Here is a 24,570-nt window from a genome sequence, read left to right on the forward strand (position 1 = left end):
TTTTCCCCTCCCCCAGGGCGCTCGCCCCGGCGGATCGTTCCCCCGTTTCGGGGAAGCCCGGCGCGATGACACCACCGAGAGCCTACCTACTGGGACGCTGCCCCCATGGCGCAGATCGAACAGGCCTCGTCGGCCCCGTTGGTGATCGGCCCGGTCGTGACGCGGATGCGCGCGTTCTCCGAGCTGTGGCCGGCGACGGACGGGGTGGCGGTCTTCAACCGGATCTACCTCACCGTCACGGAGGAGATCGACCGGCGTATCGACGCGGGCGAGTTCGCCGACCGGCGGGCCGCCACCACGCTGGACGTCCGCTTCGCCGAGCGCTATCTGGCGGCCGTCGACGCGGTCGCCGCGGGTGGGCGGCCGCCGGCATGCTGGCGGCCGCTGTTCCAGTACCGGCGCCATCCCGGCGTACGGCCGCTGCAGTTCGCCCTGGCCGGTATCAACGCGCACATCGGGCACGACCTGGCGCTGGCCGTGGTGGACGCCTGTCACACGCTCGGCTGCGAACCGGCCGACCTGGAGGGCGAGTTCGACCGGGTGGGCGACGTCCTGGCACTGCTGGAGGAGCGCATCCGCGAGGAGCTGATGCCGGGGCCGGACCTGCTGGAGGTCGCCGACCCGCTGACGCACCTGCTGGGCTGCTGGAGCCTGGAGCGCGCCCGCGACGGGGCGTGGCTCGCCGCCCGCTCGCTGTGGCAGCTGGGCCGGCTGGGCGAGCTGGGCGGGGTGCCGGAGCTGGCCGGGGAGTTCACCGAACGCCTCGACCGCTCCGTGGGGCTGGCGGGGCGGATGCTGCTGACGCCGCTCACCCCGTGCGGCGCCTGACCGCTCGCACGGGGGTGCGCCCCGCCCGCCGTCCGGCGGTCAGTCCTCCGGGAGCTCCACCGGGGCGATCTCGTCGTAGACGTCGCCGGGGCCGGGGTTGGTGGCGTCGGTCGCCCCGCCGAAGTGGTGCATGACGCCCCAGACGGCGTTCAGCGCGGTCTGCACGGCGCCCTCGGCCCAGCCGGCCGTCCAGGAGATGTCGTCGCCCGCGAGGAAGACGCCGCGCTTGTCCTCGGGCAGCCGGTCCTGCATGAAGTGGGTGAACAGCCGCCGCTGGTAGCGGTAGTGGCCCGGCAGGTTGGCCTTGAACGCGCCCATGAAGTAGGGCTCGTTCTCCCAGGACACGGTCACCGGGTTGCCGATGATGTGCTTGCGGATGTCGACCTTCGGGTAGATCTCGCCGAGCGACTTGAGCATGACCTCCATGCGCTCGTTGGCGGAGAGCGGGAGCCACTTGAGGCTGTCGTCGCACCAGGTGTACGAGAGGCAGATGACGGCCGGCTTGTCCGGACCGTCGTCCAGCAGGTAGGTGCCGCGGGTCATCCGGTCGGTGAGCGTCATCGACATGACGTCACGGCCGGTCTCCTCGTCCTTGTCCAGCCAGAAGGGCCGGTCGACCGGGACGAAGAGCTTGGACGACTCCATGTAGTGGGTGCGCTCCATCGCCGTCCAGTGGTCGATGGGGAACAGCGAGTCGTCGCAAGCGATCTTGGACAGCAGCATCCAGGACTGGGCTGTGAAGATCGCCGCCTGGTACGTGCGGATGTCGCCGTTCGCGTCGGTGACCGTGACGCGGTTGCCGGCGGTGCGGTGCAGGCGGGTCACGGCGGGCTTGGGGTCGCCCTCGTGCAGCGACTTCAGCGACGTACCGAGCGGCCAGTGGACGATCTTCTCCGGCTCGCGCTCCCACAGGCGCAGCGGCAGCTGCTGGGAGCCGCCGACGATGCCGCGGTGGTGGTCGTCGGCCTCGGTGTAGACGACGCGGAGGATCTCCAGGATGGAGTTGGGGAAGTCGGTGTCCCAGCCGCCGGTGCCGAAGCCGACCTGCCCGAAGATCTCACGGTGCCGGAAGGACTTGAAGGCCTCGGACTCGCACAGGAAGCCGTAGAAGGTCTGGTTGTCGAGCTTCTCGACGAGCTTGGCCCAGATCTCCCGGATGCGCGGGACGTCGCGCTCGCGCATGGCGCGGTTCATGTCGGAGAAGTCCGCGCCCTCCTCCAGGCAGTCGTTCCAGGCCTTGGCGACGTCGCGGTAGACCTGCGGCAGGTCGTCGATGGTCTCGGCGTAGTGCGACTCGCCCTTGAGGTCGACGACGGTCGACGGGGTGGCCTCGGCCAGCGGGTTCGGGAACGGCCGGGTTTCGAGGCCCACGAGGTCGATGTAGTGCTGGAGGGCGGTCGAGGAGGGCGGGAAGCGCATGGCGCCCATCTCGGCGGTCAGGCCTTCGGTGGCGGTGCCCTCGAAGCCGACGGTGCGCAGCCGGCCGCCGATCTGGTCGGCCTCGTACACGACGGGCTTGAGGCCCATCTTCATCAGCTCGTAGGCGGCCACGATGCCGGAGAGCCCGCCGCCGATGACAGCAACCTCGGTGCCGTGCTCGGTCGCGGGTATCTGGCCGAGCCCGGCCGGGTGGGCCAGGTAGTCGTCGTACGCGTACGGGAAGTCCGGACCGAACATGGTGATCGGCGGCTGCGCGTCGGTGTGCTGGACGGCGGTGGGCACCGTGGACGTCATGGGGTACGGACTCCTTGCGGGAAAGCTGGGGGAGGGGCGGGAGGCTCAGACGAGGGACGTGTACAGGCCGGGGCGGCGGTCGCGCAGGTAGGGGTTCGCCTCGCGCGAGGAGGCCAGGAACTCCGGGTCGACGTCGCCGACGACGAGTTCCTCGCCGCGTCCGGCGCGGGCGCGGGCGGTACCGTCGGGGCCCGCGAGGGCGGACAGGCCGACGAACTCGAACTCGCCCTCGGGGCCGGTCCGGTTGGCGTACGCGATGTAGATCTGGTTCTCGAAGGCGCGCACCGGTACGACGGACTCGGCGACGACCTCGGCGGGGTGCATCAGCGCGGTGGGCACCAGCAGGAGCTGGGTGCCGGCCAGGGCGTGCGCCCGGACGTTCTCGGGGAACTCCACGTCGTAGCAGATCATCAGGCCGACGCGCACTCCGCCGAGCTCCGTCTGGACGACCGGCTGGTCGCCGGGCGTGAACGAGTCGGACTCGAAGCCGCCGTAGAGGTGGGTCTTGCGGTAGCTCAGGAGCCGGGTGCCGTCCGGGCCGATCAGCTGGGCCGCGTTGTGGACCCGGTCGCCGTCGCGCTCGGGGTAGCCGTAGGCGATGGCGAGCCCGTGGCGCTGGGCGATGTCGGCGACCGCGTCGGCCCCGTCGCCGTCGGCGGGCTCGGCCAGCCGGGCGACGCCGTCGCCGAGCGCGTACCCGGTCAGGAACATCTCGGGGGCGACCAGCAGGCCGGCGCCGGTGGCGGCGGCGCGGGCGGCGGCCTCGTCGAGGACCTTGAGGTTGGCGGCGACGTCACCGGGCTGTCCGGAGCTCTGGAGCAGGGCGGTGCGCAGCGGCGGCATCGGCAGACCTCTGTGGGTACGGGAGGGAGAGGGAAAGGGGCGTCGAGAAGACGTTCAAAACGGTACGGTCCGGTGTTCTTCCGGGACAAGGCGTGACCGTTGCGGACCGACGATCGATCCGTTGCGCGGATGGGGCGCCGCGCGGTGATTCATTGCGCGCCCGTGCCGCCGGGGCCGGACACCGGCCTCCCCGCCATCCGCGCCACCCCGCACGCCGGTCGCCGGTGGCCGGTGGTGGACGTCCGCGAACGCGCCTCACCGGCCGAAGGGCGGCCCCGATGAACCGTCGTACGAGGGTCTCGGCTGTGGCCGCCGCCCCGCTGTTCGCCGCCGGGGCCGCGGGCTCCGCCGCCGACTCCGGGGACCGGGCGGGCGCCGGGCCGCGGGATGCGGCGGCGCCCACCGGCTCGGCGAAGGCCTGCCGGCCGGCGACGGGAGGTCGGGGGCGGCACGGGGGACTGCCGGGTGCCGCCGTGGCGGCCGGAGTACCCGAACGGCCGGCTAGGCCGGCGAGCCGGACGAGAAGCGCCGCAGCAGCGGCGAGAGCACCAGGACCGACTTGGTGCGCTCCACGAACGGCTCACCCGCGATCCGCTCCAGTACGCGCTCGAAGTGCCGCATGTCGGAGGCGAAGACCTGGACGATCGCGTCCGCGTCACCGGTGACGGTGGACGCGGCCGCGACCTCCGGGTACCGCTCGAGACCACGCTGGATGGTCTCGGGCGAGGTGTTCCCGCGTGCGTAGATCTCGATGAAGCCCTCGGTCTCCCAGCCGAGCGCCGCCGGGTCCACCCGGACGGTGAATCCGGTGATGGCGCCCTCGGCCCGCAGCCGGTCCACCCGCCGCTTCACGGCGGGCGCGGACAGACCGACGAGCGAGCCGATGTCGGCGTAGGAACGGCGGGCGTCCTCGGCGAGGGCGTGGACGATACGTTCGTCGAGATCGTTCAGTCGCACTGCGGGTGGGTCACTTCTCTGCCGTGGCCAATCGGGAGCGGCGCATGCCGTACACGAAGTAGAACACGAGACCCGCGGCCATCCAGACACCGAAGTAGGCCCAGGTGACCATGTCGAGGCTGTACATGCTGTAACCGCAGAACAGGAAGCCGAGGACCGGGAAGACCGGGCCGAACGGCACCTTGAAGCTGCGCTGCAGCTCCGGCCTGGTGCGGCGGAGCACGACGACCGCGACATTGACCAGCGCGAAGGCGAACAGCGTGCCGATGCTGGTGGCGTTGACCAGTTCGCCCAGCGGGACGGCCGCGGCGAGGGTGCCGCAGAACATCGAGACGATCACGGTGTTCACGCGGGGCGTGCCGGTCTTGGGGTTGACCCTGCGGAACACCTTGGGCACCAGGCCGTCGCGGGACATCGCGAACAGGATGCGGGTCTGGCCGTAGAGCACGGTGAGGACGACGCTGGCGATGGAGATGACCGCGCCGGCGGCGAGCAGGGTGCCCCAGAAGCTCTGGCCGGTGACATCGTTCATGATCGCGGCGAGCGACGCCTCGGAGCCCTCGAACTTCTTCCAGTCCCAGGCACCCACGGCGACCGCGGCGACGAGCACGTACAGCCCGGTGACGATGACCAGCGACAGCATGATGGCCCGCGGCAGGTCCCGCTTGGGGTCCTTGGCCTCCTCACCGGCGGTGGAGGCGGCGTCGAAGCCGATGTACGAGAAGAACAGGATGGCGCCCGCCGCGCCGACGCTGCTGGCACCGAGCGGCATGAAGTCGGAGTAGTTGCCGGACTTGAAGCCCATGAAGCCGATCACGCAGAACAGGACCAACGCGGCGATCTTGACGATCACCATGATCGTGTTGGCGCGCGCCGACTCCTTGGCACCACCGAGCAGGAACAGCATCGCCAGTACGACGACGATCATGGCCGGCAGGTTGAAGACGCCGCCCTCGCCGGGCGGCGACGAGAGCGCGGCGGGCAGGGTCACACCGATGGTGCCGTCGAGGAGCTCGTTGAGGTAGTCGCCCCAGCCGACCGCCACGGCGGCGACGGACACGCCGTATTCCAGGAGCAGGCACCAGCCGCACACCCAGGCGACGAGTTCACCCATCGTTGCGTACGCGTACGAGTAGGAGGAGCCGGCGACGGGGATGGTGCCGGCCAGCTCGGCGTAGGACAGGGCCGAGAACAGCGCCGTGAGTCCGGCGAAGACGAACGCGAGCGTGACGGCCGGACCGGCCAGCGGAACGGCTTCGCCGAGGACGACGAAGATCCCGGTGCCGAGCGTGGCACCGATGCTGATCATGGTCAGCTGCCACATGGAAAGCGAGCGGCGGAGCGAACCGCCCTCACCCTGCCCACCCTCTGCGACCAGCACGTCCACCGGCTTGCGCCGGACGAGAGCGGAGAGCCCGGACGCCTTGGGCGCGGACGGCTCGGTGGCGGGAGGGGCTGTGCCTTGATCCAGCACTGCGGGGGCTCCTTCATCGCTGCGGGTCGGACGGAGGGCGACCTGCGGCGGCTCGTGGGCGTGTCGGAACAACCCACGGGGGAAGGGGGACCGCCGAGCAGGCGGTCACCGCCACTCCTGGTACGGGGCACGAGCCTAAAGGGCGGGCTTCGCGCTTGTAATGCATCGTTGTTGCGCATCGACGATTGATCATTGCGCGGTTGGGGCACAGACGGGGAAACATTGCGCCCCGCCGCACGAATCGACACATTGGGGGCCCTGAGCAGGTGCTTTCACCGACGGAGGAGACCCGTATGACCTGGCAGGATCCGGTGCCGTTCCTCCGCGGGACGGCGTGGGTGGACGAGCACGGCCGCGCGGTGCGCGCCGACCCGGTGAACGTGGCGCGGCTGCCGTGGGAGACCGCCCAGCGGGCCGCGCTGCCCATCGGCGTGCGGCTGGAGTTCACGGCGTCGCCGGGCACCCGCGCCGTGGAGATCCGTTACCGGGCGACCGTGCCCGACGGGCCGGTGGAGCTGCGCGAGCTGGCGCACTGCTTCGCGCTGTGGGAGGGCGACACCTGCCTGCACGAGGCGTTCACCGAGCCCGCCGAGGAGGCGACCGTCACGGTGCCCCTGCCGGGCGGTACGGGCCCGTTCACCGTTCACCCGCCCGAGAGCCAGGCCCCCGCGATCCTGGCGCTGCGTGCCGTCGGCGGCGCCCTCTCCCCCGCTCCCCCGCGCCCCCGCTGGCTGGTCCACGGCGACTCGATCACCGAGGGCTGGTGGTCCACCCGCCCCGCCCACTCCTGGCCCGCCGTCGCGGGACGGGCCCTCGGCATGGACCCGGTCAACCTCGGCTACGCGGGCTCCGCGCGCGGCGAGCTGTCCACCGCCCAGCAGCTGGCCGCCCTCCCCGCCGACTTCCTCACCCTGGCGTTCGGCACGAACTGCTGGTCCGGCGTCCCGCACTCGGCGCCGCTGCTGTACGAGACGACCCGCGCGTTCATCACCCTCGTACGCCGGGGCCACCCGGACACGCCGCTGCTGCTGCTCTCGCCGCTGCTGCGCCCCGAGGCGGAGTCCACGGCCAACCCGCTGGGCGCGACGCTCGCCGATCTGCGCACCGCGATGGAGGAGGCCGTCCGGGACCTGGTCGCGGCCGGTGACGAGCGACTCGCGTTGCTGCCCGGCCGCGGCCTGCTGGAACCCGGGCACCTCGTGGACGGACTGCATCCGGACGACGCCGGCCACGCGCGCGTCGCCGCCGCCGTCGCGGCGGCCGTCCGGCACGAGGCGGCCCTCAGCAGCCGGGCGCTGTCCCGGACGTGACCGACACCGTAGGTGGCCGCGCGACGCCCCGGATGCGCGGGCCCCACGACGGCCGGGCGGCACCCCGGACACAAACGCGACACGACGGCGCAACGACTCGGACGTGAGAAACACCACGACGCCCGAGCCCGCCCCCGAAGGTGAGCGACGCCACAACGGCCACGGCAGCGCCGCGCACGGGTGCGAGATCACGTCCGTGTGCGAGACCACGCCGCACAGACGGCATCCCCGGCATCGGCCGAAACGGCACGCCCCGGCATCAGCCGAAACCCCGGCCACAGGCCACGCCGGACCGAGCCGGACGACGACGGCACAGGCCCCACCCCGACACGAGACGACCGACGGGAGACCGGCCGACAGGACGCGTCCGGCACGGCAGGGAACGGCCGACAGGACACGGCCGGCCAGGCACGGCAGGGCACGGCCGACAGGGCGCGGTCGGCACGACGCGGCCGACGCTGCGGGCGTGGGCCGGACCACCTCCACACGAACGGCGTCCTGTGGCCGGAACGGGCCCGGGACGGTGGCGGACAGGCGCCGTCGGGGACTTCGGTGGAATGACCGCGAGAAGGCGGGGTAGGGGCGCCTTCGGTCGGTGCCACCGCGTCCCGGCCCCCCGACGTACGTCCGGGTCCCGTCCAGAAGGAGGTTCTGTCGTGCTGATGGCGCATCCGTCGATGCTGCGCAAACTCGTGGCCAGGTATGAGGAACTGTCCGCACCCGGTGCGGACGCGGCGGACCCGAGGATCAAGCGTCAACGGGACGACACCGCCTACACCCTCTGCGTGTCCACCGGTACGCGTGACATACGCGACGCGCTCCGGGTGGCCAGACAAGCGCTCGCGGCGGCCGGCGAACCGGTGGCCGTCTCGACGACGTCGGCCTCGCGCTGAGCGGGCGGAGAGGGCGGCGACCGGCACTCTCCGGTCGCCGCCCTCGGCGTCCGCACGCGGAGTCACGTTTCTTCGGGACGCCGGTCGGCGACTACCATCCAACGGCCGTTGAACACGAGAAGCAGGACGCGCGGCCGACCCGTCGACGTTTCCGGCACCCGGCCCGGAGACCCGCCCGTCCTGCTTCCGACTGCGAGAGGTGCTTGTGAACACCAGCGAATCGAGCGTGCGGGACCGCCTCTGCGAGGCCCTGCGGGAGCGCGAGGAGGAGATCGCGGACCGATGGGTCCGGCTCCAGCTGGAGCAGGCGGTGCTCAGCACGGACATGAGCGAGCACGAGGTCCGCGAGGAAGCCGACCTGCTGATCTCCGCCCTCGCCGCGGGCCTGGCCAGCGACGTCCCGGTGGAACGCCTGGTGACGACGCGCAACGAACTGCGCCAGACGGTGATAGAGCTGTCGCTGCGCCGCGCCCGGGCGGGCGCGTCGCCGACCGCCACGTCGCTGGCCGTGCTGTCGCTGAAGGAGGCGCTGCTCTCCGCCGTCCAGCACACCACTGGTGAAACGGCCGAGCTGTTCTCCGCCGCCATCCTGGTCAACCGGCTGCTCGACGCGGCCGGGGTGCTCTCGTTCGAGACGTACGTGGAGGGGCGCGAGGAGATCATCCAGCGGCAGAGCCGTCAGCTGCTGGAGGTCTCGACACCGGTGGTCCGTCTCTGGCGGCACGTCCTGGCCGTACCCCTGATCGGCACGTTGGACACCGCCCGTACCCAGGTCGTGATGGAGAGCCTGCTGCAGGCGATCCAGGACCACGAGGCCCAGGTCGCCATCATCGACATCACCGGTGTACCGGCCGTCGACACCGCGGTCGCCCAGCACCTCATGCACACCGTCAACGCGGTGCGGCTGATGGGTGCCGACTGTGTGATCAGCGGGATCCGGCCGCCCATCGCCCAGACCATCGCCCAGCTCGGCATCGACCTGTCGACCATCCTCACCCGCGCGACCCTGGCGGACGCGCTGGCCGCCGCCATCCAGCTGACCGACCAGCCCGCCGTCGGCCACGACGTCGGCACCGCTCGGCCGGTGACCGGACGGCCGGTGACCGCGTGACCGCCCCGCGAGCCACCGGCGTACCGATCCTGCGCCTCGGTGACGTGCTCGTCACCGGACTGCTCAATGAGCTGGACGACCAGTCGGCGGTGGCCTTCACCGACGAGCTCACCGAGCGAATCACCGGCGACCGGGCCCGCGGCGTCCTGATCGACATCTCCCGCCTGGAGATCATCGACTCCTTCGTGGCACGCACGCTGATGGAGCTGACCACGATGTCCCGCCTCCTCGGTGCCCGGGTGATCGTGGCCGGGATGCGGCCTGCGGTCGCCATCACCCTGGTCGAGCTGGGGCTCCAGCTGACCGGTGTGGAGACCGCTCTCAACGCCGAGCAGGGCCTGACCGCGCTCGGCTGGCACCGTATGCCCCAGCCCCTGGGGGAGGCCCGACGTGACGCTCCACGGTGAACGGCTGGCGGCGGGCTCCGAGCTGATCGCCCAGCGCTCCGCGCCGTCCGGCTCCTCCGTCGCCTCCGGCCGGACGGGTACCCGGACCGGCACCCGGTCCGGCACGTCCGGCACGTCCGCGGACCCGGACGCACCACCAGGAAGCCCCGGCGGTGCCTCCCGTTTCAACGTCGCCTCCGAGGAAGACCTGCTGACGGTGCGTCATGCCGTGCGGGCCGCCACTGTGGAGGCCGGTTTCGGGCTCGTCGACCAGACGAGGATCGTCACCGCCGCCAGCGAGCTCGCCCGCAACGCCTACGTCCACGGGGGCGGCGGCTCGCTGGAGATCGAGGTGGTGACGCGGTCCGGGCGGAAGGGCCTGCGGCTGACGGTCCGTGACGACGGCCCCGGCATCCGCGACCTGGAGGAGGCGCTCACCGACGGGTTCACCACCGGAACCGGGCTCGGTCACGGGCTGGGCGGCGCGCGTCGGCTGATGCACGACTTCCAGGTCCACAGCAGTCCGGGTGAAGGCACCACGGTGATCGTCGCGCGCTGGAACGACCGCTGATGGACACACCGAAGTCCGTCACCACCCACATCCGGGTGGACCATTACAGCGCCGTCCAGCTGGCGGCCACCGCGGCCCGCCGGACGGCGCTGGACCAGGGGCTCACGGGCGCCCTGCCGGACCAGGCGGCCGTGCTCGCCAGCGAGCTGGCCGGCAATGTCGCCAAGCACGCCCAGAGCGGCTCGCTGTACGTCCAGCCGCTGCCCCTGCGCACCGGTGTGGAGATCCTCGCCGTCGACCGGGGCCCGGGCATGGCCGACCTGGAACAGTGCCTGACCGACGGGTACACCACCAGCAGCACGCTCGGCTCCGGTCTGGGCGCGGTGCGCAGGATCGCGGACGAGTTCACCGTGCGTACGAGGGAAGGCGTCGGCACCGTCGTCTCCGCCCGCCTGGGCGAACCGGGCGGCACTCCCGCCGAGGGGACGCCCGGGGTGGGCGCCGTCCGCGTCCCCGCCGACGGCGAGAGCCTCTGCGGGGACTCCTGGAGCCTCGCGGTCGCCGGGGACGTACGCACCGCTCTGGTGGTGGACGGCCTCGGGCACGGCAAGCCCGCCGCCGAGGCGGCCGACCTGGCCGTACGCACCTTCCACCGGGACCCCGGCCTGCCGCTCCCCCGGTTGCTGCACGCGATGAACCGCGCGCTGCGGCGCAGCCGGGGCGCGGCGGTCGGACTGCTCCGGCTGTCGCCCCAGGGGGTCGACCAGTGTTCGGTGGGGAACGTGCGGACCCTGCTGCTGGGGCACGACGGTGTCCGCCGTCGTTTCGGCGGCCAGCCGGGGGTCGTCGGCTGGAACATGCCCGAGCCCCGTGTGCAGCGGGTGCCGGTCGAGCCGGACGCCATCGCCCTGCTGCACAGCGACGGCATCGACGCCCGCTGGACCCACACCCTGACCCCGTTCGTCAGCGGACTGCCCGCGCCCTTGCTCGCCGGATCCCTGGTCCACGAGCACCGGCGCAGCCGGGACGACGCGACCGTCCTCACCCTCGGTCCGGCGCGGAGAGAGCCATGAAACCGCAGATCACCACCCTCCACTCGCTGGCGGGGCTGCGCAGCACCCTGCGCCGCCTCGCCCACCGGGCGGGCCTGCCCGTCGAGCTGCGCTACCGGCTCGCGCTGTCGGCCGTCCGGGTGGCCGGTGGCGAGCTCGCGGCCGGCCGGCCGGTACTGCTCGAAACGGTGCCGCCGCAGCCGGTGGGCGACGGAGCGGCCGGACGCCCGTCGACCGACCGGCCGGACGGGCCGGACGCGGGACGGCTGGTCGTCCGGCTGCACCTGCCGTACGCGCCGCGCCGGCCGTCCCTGGAAGGGCTGCCGCTGCCCGCCGAGCGGCTGCCCGGCACGACCGCGGTGTGGCGGGTGCCCGTGCCCCTGCCGTCCGGCGCCGGCGACGCGGACAGGGACGATCCGCCGGGCCTGGCCGACCTGCTGGAGGAGGAGCTCAGCGCGGCGGTCGACCGGGCGGACGCGCTCGCCGAGGACCACCAGCGGCTCAAGCACGAGCTGGCCGAGACGAACAGCGGTGTGCTGGCGCTGTACGTGCAGCTGGAGGAACGCGACGAGCAGCTGCGCCAGGCGCACGGCCGGATACTGCGCCAGCTGGAGGACGCCCTGCGCCCGCCGCCGGTACGGGTGCCGGGCCTGGAGATGGCGGTCCACTACGAGCCGGCGGAGAAGCACGCCCCGACGGGCGGTGACCTCTACGACTGGTTCGTCCTGCCGGACGGCACGGTGCACATCACGGTGGTGGACGCCCTGGGGCACGGGCTGACCAGTACGCGCAGCGCGCTCAACGTCACCCATGCCGTACGTACGCTCGCCCTGGAGGGCCACCCCCTGGAGTCGATCGTCGCCAGGACGGACGAGGTGCTCGCGACCTTCGACCACGAGCTGATGGCCACCGTGCAGCTGGTCCGGCTCGATCCGGTCAGCGGGGAACTGGTGCTGGCGAACGGCAGTCACCCTCCGGCCATCCTCGTCCGGGAGAACGGGGAATCCTCACTGCTGGAGGTGCGCGGCCGGGGTATCGGCTTCCCGCTGCCCGGCAGCGAGCGGCTGCTGCACGACCGCCTCGACCCGGGCGACCTGCTGGTGCTCTACACGGACGGGCTGACCGAGAGCCGCCGCGACCCGCGTGAGGGCGAGCAACGGCTCGCCCTCGCGGCCCGCCGCCACCGGCACCGGCCCATAGAGGACGTCCCGGCGGCCATCGCGGAGGAGATGCACACGGTGATCCTGCATCCCGACGACACCGTGGCCCTGACCGTGCGCCGGGTGCCCGGCTGATCCTCGCCAGGTCCGTGGTTAACGCACGAGGTCTGGGTATGCGAGCGGTGATGATTGAAGGAGCCGCTCGTGGTTGTCATGATTTCGCCGTATGTCGACTGCGCCTCGGCCCGTGACTCGGCCGCGCGCTTCGTGGCACAGCACTGTCCGTGGGCGGACCTGGACGCGGTGCAGCTGGTCGTCACCGAGCTGACGGCCAACGCCCTGCGCCACACCGACGGCTGGTGGCGGCTGCGGCTGCGCGCCGAGTCCGGCGTGCTGTCCGTGGAGCTGGACGACTCCAGCCCGGCGTTCCCCGAGGCCCGCACCCCGGACTTCACCGGCGGTGGCGGCGGCTTCGGCTGGCCCATGGTGCTGAGTCTGGCGAGCCGGGTGGAGGTCCAGCCGACCCCGGTGGGCAAGACGGTCCGCGCGATCTGGTCCCGCGAGCCCGAAAAGGCCTGACCGGCCGGAACCGACCGCACCTCCCCCGGCCGGACCGCGACGAGGAGCCGGCACGCGGGGCGGGTGTTCCGCGTACCGGGCGCGGCGCGTACCAGCCGTTCCGCGGGTGGCCTTACGCGTGCGGCCGACGACTTCTCCGTGTGGCCGACGACCGGGTGCGGCGAGCGTCGGGGCAGTCGCCGGGGAGCCCGCCCCGCCGGGGCACCGGACCCGGAACCGAGTCCGCCGGCGCCCGGGGTGTCTGCCCCTGGCGCCGGCGTCGGCCGACGGGTCGTCGGGTTCACTCCACGGCCAACAGGCCTTCCCTGAGCCGCGCGGTGATCCGCGACAGCAGCCGGGAGACGTGCATCTGGGACACGCCCAGCACCGCGCCGATCTCGGACTGCGTCATCTCGTCCACGTACCGCATCTGCAGGATGTGCCGGTCACGCTCGTCGAACTGCTCGATGAGCGGCTTCAGCGCCTGCACGTTCTCGACGATCTCCAGTTCGCGGTCCGGCTCGCCCAGCCGGTCGCCGAGGGTCTCGGAGGAGTTGTCGGAACTGTCGTCGAGCGGCAGGTCGATCGAGCCGGCGGTGTACCCGTTGGCGGCGACGAGCCCTTCGAGGATCTCGTCCTCCTCCATCCCCAGGTGCTCGGCCAGTTCGGCCGGGGTCGGAGAGCGGTCGAGGCGCTGGAAGAGCTCGTCGGTCGCCCGGGCGATGTCGATGCGCAGTTCCTGCAGGCGCCTCGGCACGTGCACCGACCAGCTGGTGTCGCGGAAGAACCGCTTGATCTCACCGACGACGCACGGCATCGCGAAGGTGGTGAACTCGACCTCGCGGCTGAGGTCGAAGCGGTCGATCGCCTTGATGAGCCCGATGGTGCCGACCTGGATGATGTCTTCCATCTGGTCGGCCCGGTTACGGAACCGCGTCGCCGCGTACTTGACCAGGGAGAGGTTCAGTTCGATCAGCGTGTTGCGTACGTACTGGTACTCCTCGGTGCCCTCCTCCAGCACGGCAAGCCGGTCGAAGAAGGCCTTGGAGAGCTCCTTCGCGTCCTTCGGAGCCACTTCACCGGGGTTACGGACCTCCGGCAGATCGGTGATCGTCTGCGGGCCGGTACCGGTCGAGATCGTGGTCGCCATGGACACTGCACCCTCCCTTTCCTATCCGTACGTTCGCAAGGCGCGTGTACCCGCGTCGGGCAAGAGCACGCATACGGATTCGGCCTGGCGCGAAAAAAGCGGAGTGACCGCCTCTCACACCGGGCGAGGGGCGGCCACTTCGACGGAACTCCCGACGGTACGTCAGCTCCAGCTGGCGTGCAGCGGCTTGCCCTCGGCGTAGCCGGCGGCACTCTGGACGCCCACGATGGCCTTCTCGGCGAACTCCTCCAGGGAGCCGGCACCGGCGTAGGTGCACGAGGAGCGCACGCCCGCGATGATCGAGTCGATCAGGTCCTCCACGCCCGGGCGGGCCGGGTCCAGGAACATCCGCGAGTGCGAGATGCCCTCCTCGAAGATCGCCTTGCGGGCCCGGTCGTACGCGGACTCCTCGCTGGTGCGGTTGCGCACGGCACGCTTGGACGCCATGCCGAACGACTCCTTGTACAGGCGGCCGCTGGCGTCCTGCTGAAGGTCGCCGGGGGACTCGTACGTGCCCGCGAACCAGGAACCGATCATCACGTTCGACGCGCCCGCGGCGAGGGCCATGGCGACGTCGCGCGGGTGGCGGACACCGCCGTCCGCCCAGACGTGCTTGCCGAACTTCTTCGCCTCGGCGGCACATTCCAGGACGGCGGAGAACTGCGGACGCCCGACACCGGTCATCATGCGGGTCGTGCACATGGCACCGGGGCCCACACCGACCTTGATGATGTCCGCGCCGGCCTCGATGAGGTCGCGTACGCCCTCGGCGGCGACGATGTTGCCGGCGACGATCGGCACGTGCGGGTCGAGGCCCCGGACGGCCTTGACCGCCGCGATCATCGACTCCTGGTGGCCGTGCGCGGTGTCCACGACGAGCGTGTCGACACCCGCGTCGAGGAGCTGCTTGGCCTTGCCGGCCACGTCGCCGTTGATACCGACCGCGGCGGCGACGCGGAGCCTGCCGTTCGCGTCGACGGCCGGCGTGTAGAGGGTGGCGCGCAGCGCGCCCTTGCGGGTCAGGATGCCGGCGAGGCGGCCTTCCTTGTCCACGGCCGGGGCGTACCGGCGGTTGTGGTGGTCGAGGGTGTTGAAGGCCTCGCGCGGGTCGATGTCCGCGTCGAGCAGCAGCAGCTCGTCCTTGGACATGACCTCGGACAGCTGGGTGAAGCGGTCGACCCCGGACAGGTCCTCGTCGGTGACGACGCCGACCGGGCGCTGGTCGGCGTCCACGACGACGCCCGCGTTGTGCGCGCGCTTGGACAGCAGCGACAGCGCGTCGGCGACGGTCTGGTGGGGGTCGAGCACGATCGGGGTGTCGAGCACGTGGTGGCGGCTCTTGACCCAGGTGATGACGTCGGTGACGACCTCGATCGGAATGTCCTGGGGGATGACGACGAGGCCACCGCGCCGGGCCACCGTCTCCGCCATCCGGCGGCCCGCGATGGCGGTCATGTTGGCGACGACCAGCGGGATCGTGGTCCCGGTGCCGTCGGGCGAGGACAGGTCGACGCCCTGCCGGGAGCCCACGGCCGAGCGGCTAGGCACCATGAATACGTCGTCGTACGTGAGGTCGTACGGCGGCTTCAGGTCATTGAGGAAACGCACGTGCTGAACATCCCAGTCGTTCGGAGTTGGCCCCCGGGCATTTCAGCCGGGGGGAAAACGCACGTACTTCATTCTCCCATGTCCGCACACGCGTACACCCCGGGCGAAAACCACAGGGCCTGGAGGAGCTCCTGGTGCATTCCTCCAAGCCCGTCCCGCGGATCAGGCCCTGGTTCCGGCGCCGGTGGTCCCGCCCTGGTGGTCCGCCCCGGTGGTCCGGTGCCGGTGGTCCGGTGCCGGTGGTCCGGTGCCGGGCGTCCGGCCGGGCGAAGGCGCGGGCCTAGTCGTCCGGGTCCGCGCGGTCCAGCGCGGGGCGCGGGCCGGGGGTGAACTCCGCCAGGAGGAAGTCGGCCGCCATGGTGTCCGTGACCAGGCTCGTGACCAGCCCGGACCGCAGCACCGCGCCGATCGCCGCCGCCTTGCGCCGCCCGCCCGCGATGGCCACGACCTCCGGAATGCGCCGCAGCCGGTCGGCCTCGACGGTGATACACCGCTCCCCCAGGTCGCGCCCGACCCGGCGTCCGGCCGAGTCGAACAGGTGGGCCGACATCTCGGCCGCGACGCCCAGCGAGGCGTAGTGCGCCCGCTCCTCGTCCGTGAGCATGTCGTGGACCGTGGAGATACCCGGCTCCCAGGAGCCGATGGACACCGCCGCGACGGTGACCTTGTCGAAGTACTCGAAGGCGCGGGCGATACCGGTCTGGTTGCGCAGGGCCGCCGCGGTCGCCGGGTCGGGCAGCAGCATGGGCGCGTAGATGGGGTGCGCCTCGCCCCCGGAGACCTGGGCGGCACGGCGTACCGCCTCCACCGAGCCACGCTCGGCGGTGCCCGCGTCGTACACACCCGTCAGCTGGACGACCGTGCAGGGCGGCAGCCGGTCGAGGGCCGCCGCCATGTGGATGGTGGAGCGGCCCCAGGCGAGGCCCAGGACGTCGCCCTCCGCCACGAGCTCGCCGAGCAGGTCGGCCGCGACCTCGCCCAGGTTCTCGGGGTCCGGCGAGGCGTCCTCGCCCTCCGGCGGGGACTCGACGACCACGGCGTGACGCAACCCGTATCTGGCGCGGAGCGCGTCGGAACGTTCGGCGTCGAGCTCGGCCGGTACCCGGATCTCGATGCGTACGAGGTCACGCTCGAGAGCGGTCTCCAGGACCCGCGCGACCTTGAAGCGGCTGACGCCGAACTCCTCCGCGATCTGGATCTTGGACTTGCCCTCGAGATAGAAGCGACGGGCCATGGCCGCCGCCTGCACGAGCTCCGCGGGTCCCATCCGCAGGGCTGGCCGTCCCGCCGACATAGCAGACACCGCGCTCTCCTCACTGCTGTTCACACTTCGGATCGCCATCCTCGCAGATGCGGCGGTCCGTGATCGGTCCTGTTGGGCTGCGTTCATCTGCCCGTGGTTCACCCGTGACTCAGTGACCGCACGCCCAGGCGGCCGTGGCGGTCGCCGCGGTGGCCTGTTCGCGCAGGGCCCGCACCGCGGCGGCCGGGTCCTCCGCCCCGTACACGGCGGATCCGGCGACGAACACGTCGGCGCCGGCCTCCGCGCAGCGTTCGATGGTGGATGCCGAGACACCCCCGTCGACCTGGAGCCACAGCTGGAGGCCGTGCTTGGAGATCAGCTCCCGGGTGCGGCGGATCTTCGGCAGCATGATGTCCAGGAACGCCTGGCCGCCGAAGCCCGGCTCCACGGTCATGATCAGCAGCATGTCGAGTTCGGGGAGCAGGTCCTCGAACGGCTCGATGGGGGTCGCGGGCTTCAGCGCCATCGAAGCCCGGGCCCCCTTGGCCCTGATCTCACGCGCCAGCCGCACCGGCGCGGCCGCCGCCTCGACGTGGAAGGTGACCGACCCGGCCCCCGCCTCCACGTACTGCGGGGCCCAGCGGTCGGGATCCTCGATCATCAGGTGGCAGTCCAGCGGGGTGTCCGTCGCCCGGCTGAGCGACTCGACGATCGGCACGCCCAGGGTCAGGTTGGGCACGAAGTGGTTGTCCATGACGTCGACGTGGAGCCAGTCGGCGCCCTCGACGGCCTTCGCCTCGTCGGCGAGACGGGCGAAATCGGCGGACAGGATGCTGGGGTTGATCTGGGCCATGAGCCAAGCCTGCCATGTCCCATGGGGTTTCTTTTACCCGATGCCGGTGCGGTTCCTGTCGGACGCGGCACACTTGCCGCAATCCCGGCGAATCAGGGCCCTCACGCGGTACGCCGCAGCAGCGCCAGGTACATCGCGTCGGTTCCGTGCAGATGCGGCCAGAGCTGTACGTCGGGTCCGTCGCCCAGCGCGGGGACGCCGGGCATCAGCGGCCTGGCGTCGATCAGCTCCGCGCCGCCGTGCCGCTTGAGGACGTCGTCGACGACCACCCGGGTCTCCGCCAGGTGCGGCGAGCAGGTCGCGTACCCGACCACTCCGCCGACCCGGACCGCCTTCAACGCCTCGGTCAGCAGGGCTCGTTGGAGCGGGCCGAAGCCCTCCAGGTCCTCCGGGCGGCGGCGCCAGCGGGCCTCGGGGCGGCGGCGCAGGGCGCCGAGACCGGAGCACGGCACGTCGACCAGGGCCCGGTCGAAGGCGCCGGGGTGCCACGGCGGGCGGGTGCCGTCGGCGACGACGACCTGGTAGGGGCCGGGGTTGCCCGTCAGCGCCCGGTCGACCAGCCGGGCACGGTGCGGCTGCTTCTCGGAGGCGAGCAGGGTGGCACCGCGCCCGGCGGCCAGGGCGCCCAGGAGGGCCGCCTTGCCGCCGGGGCCGGCACAGCCGTCGAGCCAGCGCTCGTCGGGGCCGTCGAGCGGGGCGTTCGCGAGGGCGATGGCCACCAGCTGGCTGCCCTCGTCCTGGACGCCCGCCCTGCCCTCGCGGACGGCGTCGATCGCGCCGGGCTCGCCGCCCTCGGTGAGCCGTACCGCGTACGGGGACCAGCGGCCCGGCAGGCTCGCCTCCTCGCCCAGCACGTCCAGCAGCTCGTCCGTGGTGGAACGGCCGGGGCGGGCCACCAGCGTGACCTCCGGCCGCTCGTTGTCGGCCTCCAGCAGGTCCTCGATCCCGGCCCGCCCGCCGCCGAGCGCGTCCCACAGCGCCGAGACGACCCAGCGCGGGTGCGAGTGCACGACGGCGAGGTGGTCCTCGGCGTCCTCGTCGTACGGCGGGGCGACCTGCTCCAGCCAGGCGTCGAGATCTTGTCGCGCGATCTTGCGGAGCACCGCGTTGACGAACTTGGCCCGCCCGTCGCCGAGCACCACCCGGGCCAGCTCCACACTCGCCGAGACGGCCGCGTGGGTGGGGATCCGGGTCCCGAGCAACTGGTGCGCGCCCATCGCGAGCACGTCCAGCACCGGCGGGTCCACCTCGCGCAGCGGGCGGTCGATGCACGCCGCGATGATCGCGTCGTACGTGCCCTGGCGGCGCAGCGTGCCGTAGACCAGCTCGGTGGCGAGCGCCGCGTCGCGGTTCTCGAAGCCTTCCTTCTCGCGTGCCTTCTTCAGCAGCGGCGGCAGGACGAGGTTGGCGTACGCGTCGCGCTCGTCGACGGCGCGCAGCGCCTCGAACGCCAGGATCCGCACCGGGTCCTTCTTGGGACGGCGGTACGGCTGGGGGGGACGGCGACGGGACTGCTCGCTCAAAAGGTGCTCCGCTTCCGGTGTGGCTCGAACCCTTTCAGCCTAATCCCCTTCTAGTGGCGGGTCGGGCCGGCCTTCTCCCCCGGAGCGATCCGGACACCGCGCGCCCAGTCGGCACCGCGCATCGGCTTCTTCCCCTGCGGCTGGACCCACAGCAGCTCCACCGCGTGCGAGCCGGTCCCGACGTACACGTTGTTCTTGGCCGCCGACAGTTCGCCGGGCGCCAGGTCCGTGCGGTCGGGTACCGGCGCGGCCTGGATGACCTTGAGCCGCTCGCCGCGGAAGGCCGTCCAGGCGCCGGGCGCGGGGGTGCAGCCGCGTACGACGCGGTCGACGCGGAGTGCCGGGGCCGTCCAGTCGAGGTGCGCGTCGTCGACGGTGATCTTCGGGGCGAGCGTGATGCCCTCGGGGGGTTGCGGCACCGCCTCGAGGGTGCCGTCCTCGATGCCGTCCATCGTCGCGGCGAGCAGCCCCGCGCCCGCGAAGGCGAGCCGGGTGAGCAGGTCGCCGCTGGTGTCGGTGTGCCGGACCTCCTCGGTGATGACGCCGTACACCGGACCGGAGTCCAGGCCCTCCTCGATCCGGAAGGTCGAGGCACCGGTCACCTCGTCGCCGGCCATGATCGCGTGCTGGACGGGGGCGGCGCCGCGCCAGGCGGGCAGCAGGGAGAAGTGCAGGTTGACCCAGCCGCGCGCGGGCACGTCGAGCGCCACGCGCGGAAGCAGGGCGCCGTAGGCGACGACCGGGCAGCAGTCGGGCGCGATCTCGCGCAGCCGCGCCAGGAAGTCCTCGTCCCGGGGCTTCGCCGGCTTGAGGACCTCGATCCCGGCCTCCTCGGCCCGCTGGGCGACGGGGCTGGCGACGAGCCGGCGGCCGCGCCCCGCGGGGGCGTCCGGCCGGGTGACGACGGCGGCCACCTCGTGCCGGTCCGAGGCGATCAGGGCGTCCAGGGCGGGTACGGCGACCTCGGGGGTGCCTGCGAAGACGAGCTTCATCAGTGGCTGACTGCCTGTCTGTTCGGTGGCGGTGGTGGGCAACGCACCAGTTTAGGCGTCGGTGCGGCGGGGGGCGTACGTCGTCCTGCGCGCCCTGGGCATATGCGGATACGCCCCCGCAGCGTGACCCCGACCACGGGTGGCGCGTTGGTCAAGGCAGATTGACCGAAACGGGCCGCCGCCACGGAGCGGCCCACCCCTTTCAACGCCGGTTCGAGAGGCTTGTAAATGGCCGACCACGCAACCCACGACGCCCAAGCCCGGGCGAGCCTGCACCTGCTGGTGCGGGACATCGAGCGGGTCCGCCGGCAGGTGGACGCACTGCGCACGCTCACCGCCCAGCTCGGCAATGTGTACCGCCCGCGGCGATCCGGCCCGTCCACGGGCTTCGTCGTCTACGGCAGGGCCCCGGCCCCCACCGTGCGCCTCGCCCAGGAGCTGCGGGACAGCGTCGAGACGCTGGTGACCGCGGCGGTCGACTTCGACCGCTCACTGGGCTTCTCGTGGGACGCGGTGGGCTCGGCGCTCGGCGTCACCAAGCAGGCGGTCCACCGCCGGTACGGGGCCCGGCGGGCGACGGCCCAGCAGCCGGGACCGGCGGAGGCGGACCACCCCGTCGAGCCGGGCGGTACGCGCACGATGCCCTCGGTGCCGGCCGCACGCTCGATGCCGCCCCAGCCCACGTCCGGCTCCCAGACCCTCCGCGAGGAGGTCCGCCCGAGCGCCTTCCCCGGCCCGCGCAACGGCTGACTCCCATCCGGCCGCCCGCCCCCACCCCCCGGGGCCGGGCGGCCGCCTCATGTCCGGGCCCCGGGGGCGCGGCGCTGCCCCGGGCCGCGTCCGCCGCGTGCGGCGGCCCCGGACGCCCCGGGACACGGACGGGGAGCCGCGCCGGGTGCCCGGACGCCTCCGGGCGGCGCGCCGCGTGTACGGACGAGGCCGGGGGGGGCCGGACGCCTCCGCGAGCCGCGCAGCTTCCCAGCCACGGCCGGGAGCCGCGCCGGGTGCCCGGACGCCTCCAGGCGGCGTGCCGCGTGTCCGGGACCGACGCCTCCGGGAGGCCCGCCGCCTGTCCCGGACCCGTCACCCGATGTCCGGCGGGTCCACCCGGATCCGCACCGGCTCCGTGCCGCCCCGGGCCAGCCGCGCCGCCTGCGCCGCCTTCAGCGCGGCCGCCAGCGCCGCCCCGCTGCCCGGCCGGACCCGCAGCAGCGCCCGCTCCCAGACCTCGCCGGGCGGCGGGTCACCGGGCCGGCTCGGCGCACCCGGCGGCGGGGGCGGCAGGGGCACGGGGCCGAGCACCTCCGCCCCGGGGGGCAGCTCGGCGGCAGCCAGGAACGCCGCCAGCGCCTCGGCCCGGCCGGTCACGGCGGCCATCCGGGAGACCGGCGGGAAGCCCAGCTCCGCCCGCTCGGCCAGCTCCCGCTGGGCGTGGCCGACGGGGTCCCACCGCACCAGCGCCTGCACGGGCCGGAGGGTCGGCTCGGCCACGATCACGACGGTGCCGCCCTCGCCCTGGCCCCGCACCAGCGAGGCGGCGTCCATCCAGCGCCGCAGAGCCTCCTCACCGGCCCTCAGGTCGGCGCGGCCCAGCATGGCCCAGCCGTCCAGCAGCAGGGCCGCCGCGTACCCGCCCTCGGCGACCGGTTCGGCGCCCGGGGTGCTGACCACCAGCGCGGGCCGGGCGGGCACGGTGTCCAGGACGTGATCCCGCCCGGAGGTCCGTACCGGCACGGCCGGGAACGCACGCCCCAGTTCCTCCGCCGTCCGCCGGGCGCCCACCACCTGGGCCCGCAGGCGGACGGACCCGCATTCCGCGCAGTGCCAGTCCGGCGTGCCCCGCCCGCACCAGCCGCACCGCAGCTCGCTCTGTTCGGGCGCCTCCAGAGGGCCCGCGCAGTGCCGGCACCGCGCTGGCGTCCGGCACCGCTCGCACGCCAGCCGTGGGACGTACCCCCGCCGGGGCACCTGCACCAGGACCGGCCCGGACTTGAGGCCCTCCCGTGCCGCCTGCCAGGCCAGCGACGGCAACCGGGCCGCTCGCGCCGCCTCGTCGCGCGCCAGCTCCCCGTCGCCCACCGTCCGCACGAGCGGCGCGGCGGCCCGGACCCGGTCCCGGGGCGCCACCAGCGGGCGCGCCCAGCCGCTCTCGACGAGCTGCGCCGCTTCGACCGTGCAACTGGTGCCGCCCAGCAGGAAGCCGCACCCGTCGTGCGCCGCGCGCAGCAGCAGTACCTCGCGCGCGTGCGGCAGGGGCGCGTGCTGCTCGCTGTGGCTGGAGTCCCCGTCGTCCCAGATGGCCACCAGGCCCAGGTCCCGTACCGGGGCGAACATCGCGGCGCGCGTCCCGACGACGGCGCGCACCGCCCCGCGCCGCACAGCAAGCCACTGCGCGTACCGCTTCTGGGGCCCCGCCTCGGCGGTCAGCACCGCGTGCCGCCCCTCCCCCAGTACGGCGGTCAGGGCCGCGTCCACCCGGCCGGCGGCCCGCCCGTCGGGCACCACGACGAGCGCGCCGCGCCCCGACGCGAGAGTCGCGCCCACCGCCCTGGCCAGCTCGTCGGCCCAGTGGGGCCCGGGCAGCGCGTTCCACACCGCCCGTGGCGAGCGGCCGTCCGCGAGCGCCGCCAGGAACGCCGGCCCCTGCGCGTACCGCTCCCAGGTCCCGGGTTCCGGCGCGGCGGGCGGCGGCAGCGGCTGCGGCGACGGCTTCCGCTCGGCCTTCACGTGGCGGGGCGGGACCGCGAGTTGCAGCACGTCGGCGAGGCTCCCCGCGTACCGGTCCGCCACCGCCCGTGCCAGCCCCAGCAGTTCGGTGCTGAGCACCGGCTCGGGGGACACCACGTCGGCGAGGGCGGCCAGCGGGCCCGAGTAGTCCGATTCGGCCCGGCGCTCGACGAGGAACCCGTCTATGAGCCGCCCACCCTCCCGGCGTCCGTCCCGCACCTGATGGGCGCCCGCCCCGAAGCGCACACGTACCCGTACTCCCGGCTGGGCGACGGCGTCGAGCTCCTCGGGCACGGCGTAGTCGAAGAACTGGTCCAGGTGCAGCACGCCCTTGTTCACCACGACCCGCGCGACGGGCAGCTCCTCGGCCAGCGCGGCCCCCCGCCAGGTGCGCGGCTTCGCGCGGGGCACCTTCGCCTTGCGCACGGTCTCCCGTATGAGCGCGAGCTGCTCGGGGGGCTCGGCCCCCCGGCCCCCGCCTTCCCGCTTCCCGTCGTCGCTGCTCACAGCCTCATTCCTACCAGAGCCCACTGACAACACCGCTGTCAGTGGCATGGGCTTCGATGGCCGCGTGACCGTGTACGACGCCGCGAGGCTGCTGCCCTCGATACCCGTCCTCCGTGAGCACTGCCGTGCCCTGGCGCCGCTGGAGGCGATCCTCTGCCGGGACCCGGTGTACCGGCGCTTCCACTTCGACGCGCACACTGGTCCGCGACCGATGAGCTCGCCTCGATGAGCACCGGCTCGGGTGACGAGTACGCCATCGTCTTCGCGCCGGCGGGCGCGTACATCCGGGGCTTCGACCACGAGTCTTTGATGAGTCCGTACGCCTCCGTGAAGCCGAAGCCGAGGCCGTGGCCGGGGGTCCTCGACGACGTGCCGGAGGCCTTCCGCACCTACGTGGAGGAGCCCGCGTTCGCGGACGCGGACGGGACGCCGTTCGTGACCGCCTGCCTGTGGCGGACGACCGAGGACACCTCCTGGCGCACCGGCGGCATCGACTTCCCCGACGCCCCCGATCCGGACGGGTCCGGCTTCCTCTTCGAGCTCCTGACGGACCGCTCCTCCGAGGCGTATCAGGAGTTCGCCGTGAGCGTGCGCGAGGTCCCGGTCGACCTCGACGCGGTTCGGCACGTGCTCTCGCTGCGCCCCCTCACCGACGAGCTGGTCGCCCTGCTCGCTCCGGGACTCACCCTGAGCGGCCTCGGTGGCGACATCGCGGCCATCGACTGTCCTGCCGGGCCGTTGAAACGCCGGAGTCCGGCACCCCGCCAGGGGGCCGGACTCCGGAAAGGGCGCGGGGCGGGCGGGCTCAGAGCCCCGCCGCCTTGCGCAGCGCGTCGACGCGGTCGGTGCGCTCCCAGGTGAAGTCGGGGAGTTCGCGGCCGAAGTGGCCGTACGCCGCCGTCTGCGCGTAGATCGGCCGCAGCAGGTCCAGGTCGCGGATGATCGCGGCCGGGCGCAGGTCGAAGACCTCGGCGATCGCGTTCTCGATCCGCTCGACCTCCACCTTGGCGGTGCCGAAGGTCTCGACGAAGAGACCGACCGGCTCCGCCTTGCCGATCGCGTACGCCACCTGGACCTCGCAGCGCGAGGCGAGCCCCGCCGCGACGACGTTCTTGGCCACCCAGCGCATCGCGTAGGCGGCCGAACGGTC

General features: G+C 73.0%; 24 protein-coding genes. 12 read left to right on the top strand and 12 right to left on the bottom strand.

Annotation, left to right across the window (positions count from 1 at the left end; genetic code table 11):
• Positions 1-105: 105 nt before the first annotated feature.
• Positions 106-828, top strand: a complete 723-nt coding sequence (locus tag ABD347_RS26020) for a DUF5995 family protein (protein ID WP_344365686.1) — start codon at positions 106-108, stop codon at positions 826-828.
• 39 nt (positions 829-867) lie between these two features.
• On the opposite strand, the gene ABD347_RS26025 is transcribed toward ABD347_RS26020, so the two are convergent.
• From ABD347_RS26025 to ABD347_RS26040, 4 genes are all read right to left on the bottom strand, one after another.
• Entirely contained in the window at positions 868-2,562 is a 1,695-nt protein-coding gene (locus ABD347_RS26025; RefSeq protein ID WP_344365687.1) for a flavin monoamine oxidase family protein, read from the bottom strand.
• A gap of 45 nt (positions 2,563-2,607) precedes the next feature.
• A complete protein-coding gene (locus tag ABD347_RS26030) occupies positions 2,608-3,405 on the bottom strand; it encodes a carbon-nitrogen hydrolase family protein (RefSeq protein ID WP_344365689.1) in 798 nt (265 codons plus the stop codon).
• Between the two features lie 501 nt (positions 3,406-3,906).
• On the bottom strand, positions 3,907-4,362 hold the full coding sequence (locus ABD347_RS26035; RefSeq protein ID WP_064067061.1) for an Lrp/AsnC family transcriptional regulator: 456 nt from the start codon (positions 4,360-4,362) through the stop codon (positions 3,907-3,909).
• A gap of 10 nt (positions 4,363-4,372) precedes the next feature.
• Positions 4,373-5,836: an amino acid permease gene (locus ABD347_RS26040; protein WP_344365692.1), complete on the bottom strand. Its 1,464-nt coding sequence runs from the start codon at positions 5,834-5,836 to the stop codon at positions 4,373-4,375.
• 293 nt (positions 5,837-6,129) lie between these two features.
• Here ABD347_RS26040 and ABD347_RS26045 point away from each other — a divergent pair, with 293 nt between their 5' ends.
• The 8 genes from ABD347_RS26045 to ABD347_RS26080 all read left to right on the top strand — a co-directional run bounded on the left by ABD347_RS26045 (position 6,130) and on the right by ABD347_RS26080 (position 12,838).
• Positions 6,130-7,146: a GDSL-type esterase/lipase family protein gene (locus ABD347_RS26045; protein WP_344365694.1), complete on the top strand. Its 1,017-nt coding sequence runs from the start codon at positions 6,130-6,132 to the stop codon at positions 7,144-7,146.
• 662 nt (positions 7,147-7,808) lie between these two features.
• Entirely contained in the window at positions 7,809-8,039 is a 231-nt protein-coding gene (locus ABD347_RS26050) for a DUF5133 domain-containing protein (RefSeq protein WP_344365733.1), read from the top strand.
• 205 nt (positions 8,040-8,244) lie between these two features.
• On the top strand, positions 8,245-9,150 hold the full coding sequence (locus tag ABD347_RS26055; RefSeq protein WP_344365696.1) for an STAS domain-containing protein: 906 nt from the start codon (positions 8,245-8,247) through the stop codon (positions 9,148-9,150).
• Positions 9,147-9,557 carry an STAS domain-containing protein gene (locus ABD347_RS26060; protein WP_344365698.1) on the top strand — a complete coding sequence of 137 codons (411 nt, stop codon included), beginning with the start codon at positions 9,147-9,149 and terminating at the stop codon, positions 9,555-9,557. Before ABD347_RS26055 ends, ABD347_RS26060 begins: the two co-directional genes overlap by 4 nt.
• 187 nt (positions 9,558-9,744) lie before the next feature.
• Positions 9,745-10,107, top strand: coding sequence for an ATP-binding protein (locus ABD347_RS26065; protein ID WP_344365736.1), 363 nt, complete (start codon positions 9,745-9,747; stop codon positions 10,105-10,107).
• Complete coding sequence (locus ABD347_RS26070) at positions 10,107-11,120, top strand: ATP-binding protein (RefSeq protein ID WP_344365700.1); 1,014 nt, start codon at positions 10,107-10,109, stop codon at positions 11,118-11,120. Before ABD347_RS26065 ends, ABD347_RS26070 begins: the two co-directional genes overlap by 1 nt.
• Entirely contained in the window at positions 11,117-12,394 is a 1,278-nt protein-coding gene (locus ABD347_RS26075) for a PP2C family protein-serine/threonine phosphatase (RefSeq protein WP_344365703.1), read from the top strand. Before ABD347_RS26070 ends, ABD347_RS26075 begins: the two co-directional genes overlap by 4 nt.
• Before the next feature lie 78 nt (positions 12,395-12,472).
• Positions 12,473-12,838, top strand: a complete 366-nt coding sequence (locus tag ABD347_RS26080) for an ATP-binding protein (RefSeq protein WP_344365738.1) — start codon at positions 12,473-12,475, stop codon at positions 12,836-12,838.
• A 280-nt stretch (positions 12,839-13,118) separates the two neighbouring features.
• Here the strand turns inward: ABD347_RS26080 and ABD347_RS26085 are convergent, their stop codons facing one another.
• From ABD347_RS26085 to fmt, 6 genes are all read right to left on the bottom strand, one after another.
• A complete protein-coding gene (locus tag ABD347_RS26085; RefSeq protein ID WP_344365705.1) occupies positions 13,119-13,967 on the bottom strand; it encodes an RNA polymerase sigma factor SigF in 849 nt (282 codons plus the stop codon).
• A 162-nt stretch (positions 13,968-14,129) separates the two neighbouring features.
• On the bottom strand, positions 14,130-15,575 hold the full coding sequence (locus ABD347_RS26090) for a GuaB1 family IMP dehydrogenase-related protein (protein WP_344365708.1): 1,446 nt from the start codon (positions 15,573-15,575) through the stop codon (positions 14,130-14,132).
• Between the two features lie 280 nt (positions 15,576-15,855).
• Positions 15,856-16,902, bottom strand: a complete 1,047-nt coding sequence (locus ABD347_RS26095) for a sugar-binding transcriptional regulator (RefSeq protein ID WP_344365710.1) — start codon at positions 16,900-16,902, stop codon at positions 15,856-15,858.
• 85 nt (positions 16,903-16,987) lie between these two features.
• Positions 16,988-17,671 (bottom strand): ribulose-phosphate 3-epimerase, encoded by a 684-nt coding sequence (rpe, locus tag ABD347_RS26100; protein ID WP_156695386.1) that lies wholly within the window; start codon positions 17,669-17,671, stop codon positions 16,988-16,990.
• 101 nt (positions 17,672-17,772) lie between these two features.
• Positions 17,773-19,194, bottom strand: a complete 1,422-nt coding sequence (locus ABD347_RS26105) for an RsmB/NOP family class I SAM-dependent RNA methyltransferase (protein ID WP_344365714.1) — start codon at positions 19,192-19,194, stop codon at positions 17,773-17,775.
• 50 nt (positions 19,195-19,244) lie between these two features.
• Entirely contained in the window at positions 19,245-20,186 is a 942-nt protein-coding gene (gene fmt, locus ABD347_RS26110) for a methionyl-tRNA formyltransferase (RefSeq protein WP_344365741.1), read from the bottom strand.
• A 228-nt stretch (positions 20,187-20,414) separates the two neighbouring features.
• On the opposite strand from fmt, the gene ABD347_RS26115 reads away from it, so the two are divergent.
• The gene (locus ABD347_RS26115; protein WP_344365717.1) at positions 20,415-20,936 is read left to right on the top strand and encodes a hypothetical protein; all 522 of its coding nucleotides are present in this window, start codon (positions 20,415-20,417) and stop codon (positions 20,934-20,936) included.
• A 333-nt stretch (positions 20,937-21,269) separates the two neighbouring features.
• Here the strand turns inward: ABD347_RS26115 and ABD347_RS26120 are convergent, their stop codons facing one another.
• Positions 21,270-23,420 (bottom strand): primosomal protein N', encoded by a 2,151-nt coding sequence (locus ABD347_RS26120; RefSeq protein WP_344365718.1) that lies wholly within the window; start codon positions 23,418-23,420, stop codon positions 21,270-21,272.
• Between the two features lie 64 nt (positions 23,421-23,484).
• Between ABD347_RS26120 and ABD347_RS26125 the strand changes: the two genes are divergently transcribed.
• Both ABD347_RS26125 and ABD347_RS26130 read left to right on the top strand, forming a co-directional pair.
• Positions 23,485-23,649, top strand: a complete 165-nt coding sequence (locus ABD347_RS26125; RefSeq protein WP_344365720.1) for a hypothetical protein — start codon at positions 23,485-23,487, stop codon at positions 23,647-23,649.
• Complete coding sequence (locus ABD347_RS26130; protein ID WP_344365721.1) at positions 23,646-24,281, top strand: hypothetical protein; 636 nt, start codon at positions 23,646-23,648, stop codon at positions 24,279-24,281. The genes ABD347_RS26125 and ABD347_RS26130 overlap by 4 nt, the downstream gene beginning before the upstream one ends.
• On the opposite strand, the gene ABD347_RS26135 is transcribed toward ABD347_RS26130, so the two are convergent.
• On the bottom strand, positions 24,226-24,570 hold a 345-nt coding region (locus ABD347_RS26135), incomplete at its 5' end, for a methionine adenosyltransferase domain-containing protein (protein WP_344365723.1). The genes ABD347_RS26130 and ABD347_RS26135 overlap by 56 nt on opposite strands.

The organism is Streptomyces gobitricini, from assembly GCF_039532985.1.
In the GTDB taxonomy this organism is placed as follows: domain Bacteria; phylum Actinomycetota; class Actinomycetes; order Streptomycetales; family Streptomycetaceae; genus Streptomyces; species Streptomyces gobitricini.

Excerpts from the sequence above, each read along its gene's own strand:
- ABD347_RS26020 (WP_344365686.1), top strand. The coding sequence starts at position 106 with ATGGCGCAGATCGAACAGGCCTCGTCGGCCCCGTTGGTGATCGGCCCG.
- ABD347_RS26025 (WP_344365687.1), bottom strand. The coding sequence starts at position 2,562 with ATGACGTCCACGGTGCCCACCGCCGTCCAGCACACCGACGCGCAGCCG.
- ABD347_RS26030 (WP_344365689.1), bottom strand. The coding sequence starts at position 3,405 with ATGCCGCCGCTGCGCACCGCCCTGCTCCAGAGCTCCGGACAGCCCGGT.
- ABD347_RS26045 (WP_344365694.1), top strand. The coding sequence starts at position 6,130 with ATGACCTGGCAGGATCCGGTGCCGTTCCTCCGCGGGACGGCGTGGGTG.
- ABD347_RS26050 (WP_344365733.1), top strand. The coding sequence starts at position 7,809 with ATGGCGCATCCGTCGATGCTGCGCAAACTCGTGGCCAGGTATGAGGAA.
- ABD347_RS26070 (WP_344365700.1), top strand. The coding sequence starts at position 10,107 with ATGGACACACCGAAGTCCGTCACCACCCACATCCGGGTGGACCATTAC.
- ABD347_RS26075 (WP_344365703.1), top strand. The coding sequence starts at position 11,117 with ATGAAACCGCAGATCACCACCCTCCACTCGCTGGCGGGGCTGCGCAGC.
- ABD347_RS26080 (WP_344365738.1), top strand. The coding sequence starts at position 12,473 with ATGATTTCGCCGTATGTCGACTGCGCCTCGGCCCGTGACTCGGCCGCG.
- ABD347_RS26085 (WP_344365705.1), bottom strand. The coding sequence starts at position 13,967 with ATGGCGACCACGATCTCGACCGGTACCGGCCCGCAGACGATCACCGAT.
- rpe (WP_156695386.1), bottom strand. The coding sequence starts at position 17,671 with ATGGCCCAGATCAACCCCAGCATCCTGTCCGCCGATTTCGCCCGTCTC.
- fmt (WP_344365741.1), bottom strand. The coding sequence starts at position 20,186 with ATGAAGCTCGTCTTCGCAGGCACCCCCGAGGTCGCCGTACCCGCCCTG.
- ABD347_RS26115 (WP_344365717.1), top strand. The coding sequence starts at position 20,415 with ATGGCCGACCACGCAACCCACGACGCCCAAGCCCGGGCGAGCCTGCAC.
- ABD347_RS26130 (WP_344365721.1), top strand. The coding sequence starts at position 23,646 with ATGAGCACCGGCTCGGGTGACGAGTACGCCATCGTCTTCGCGCCGGCG.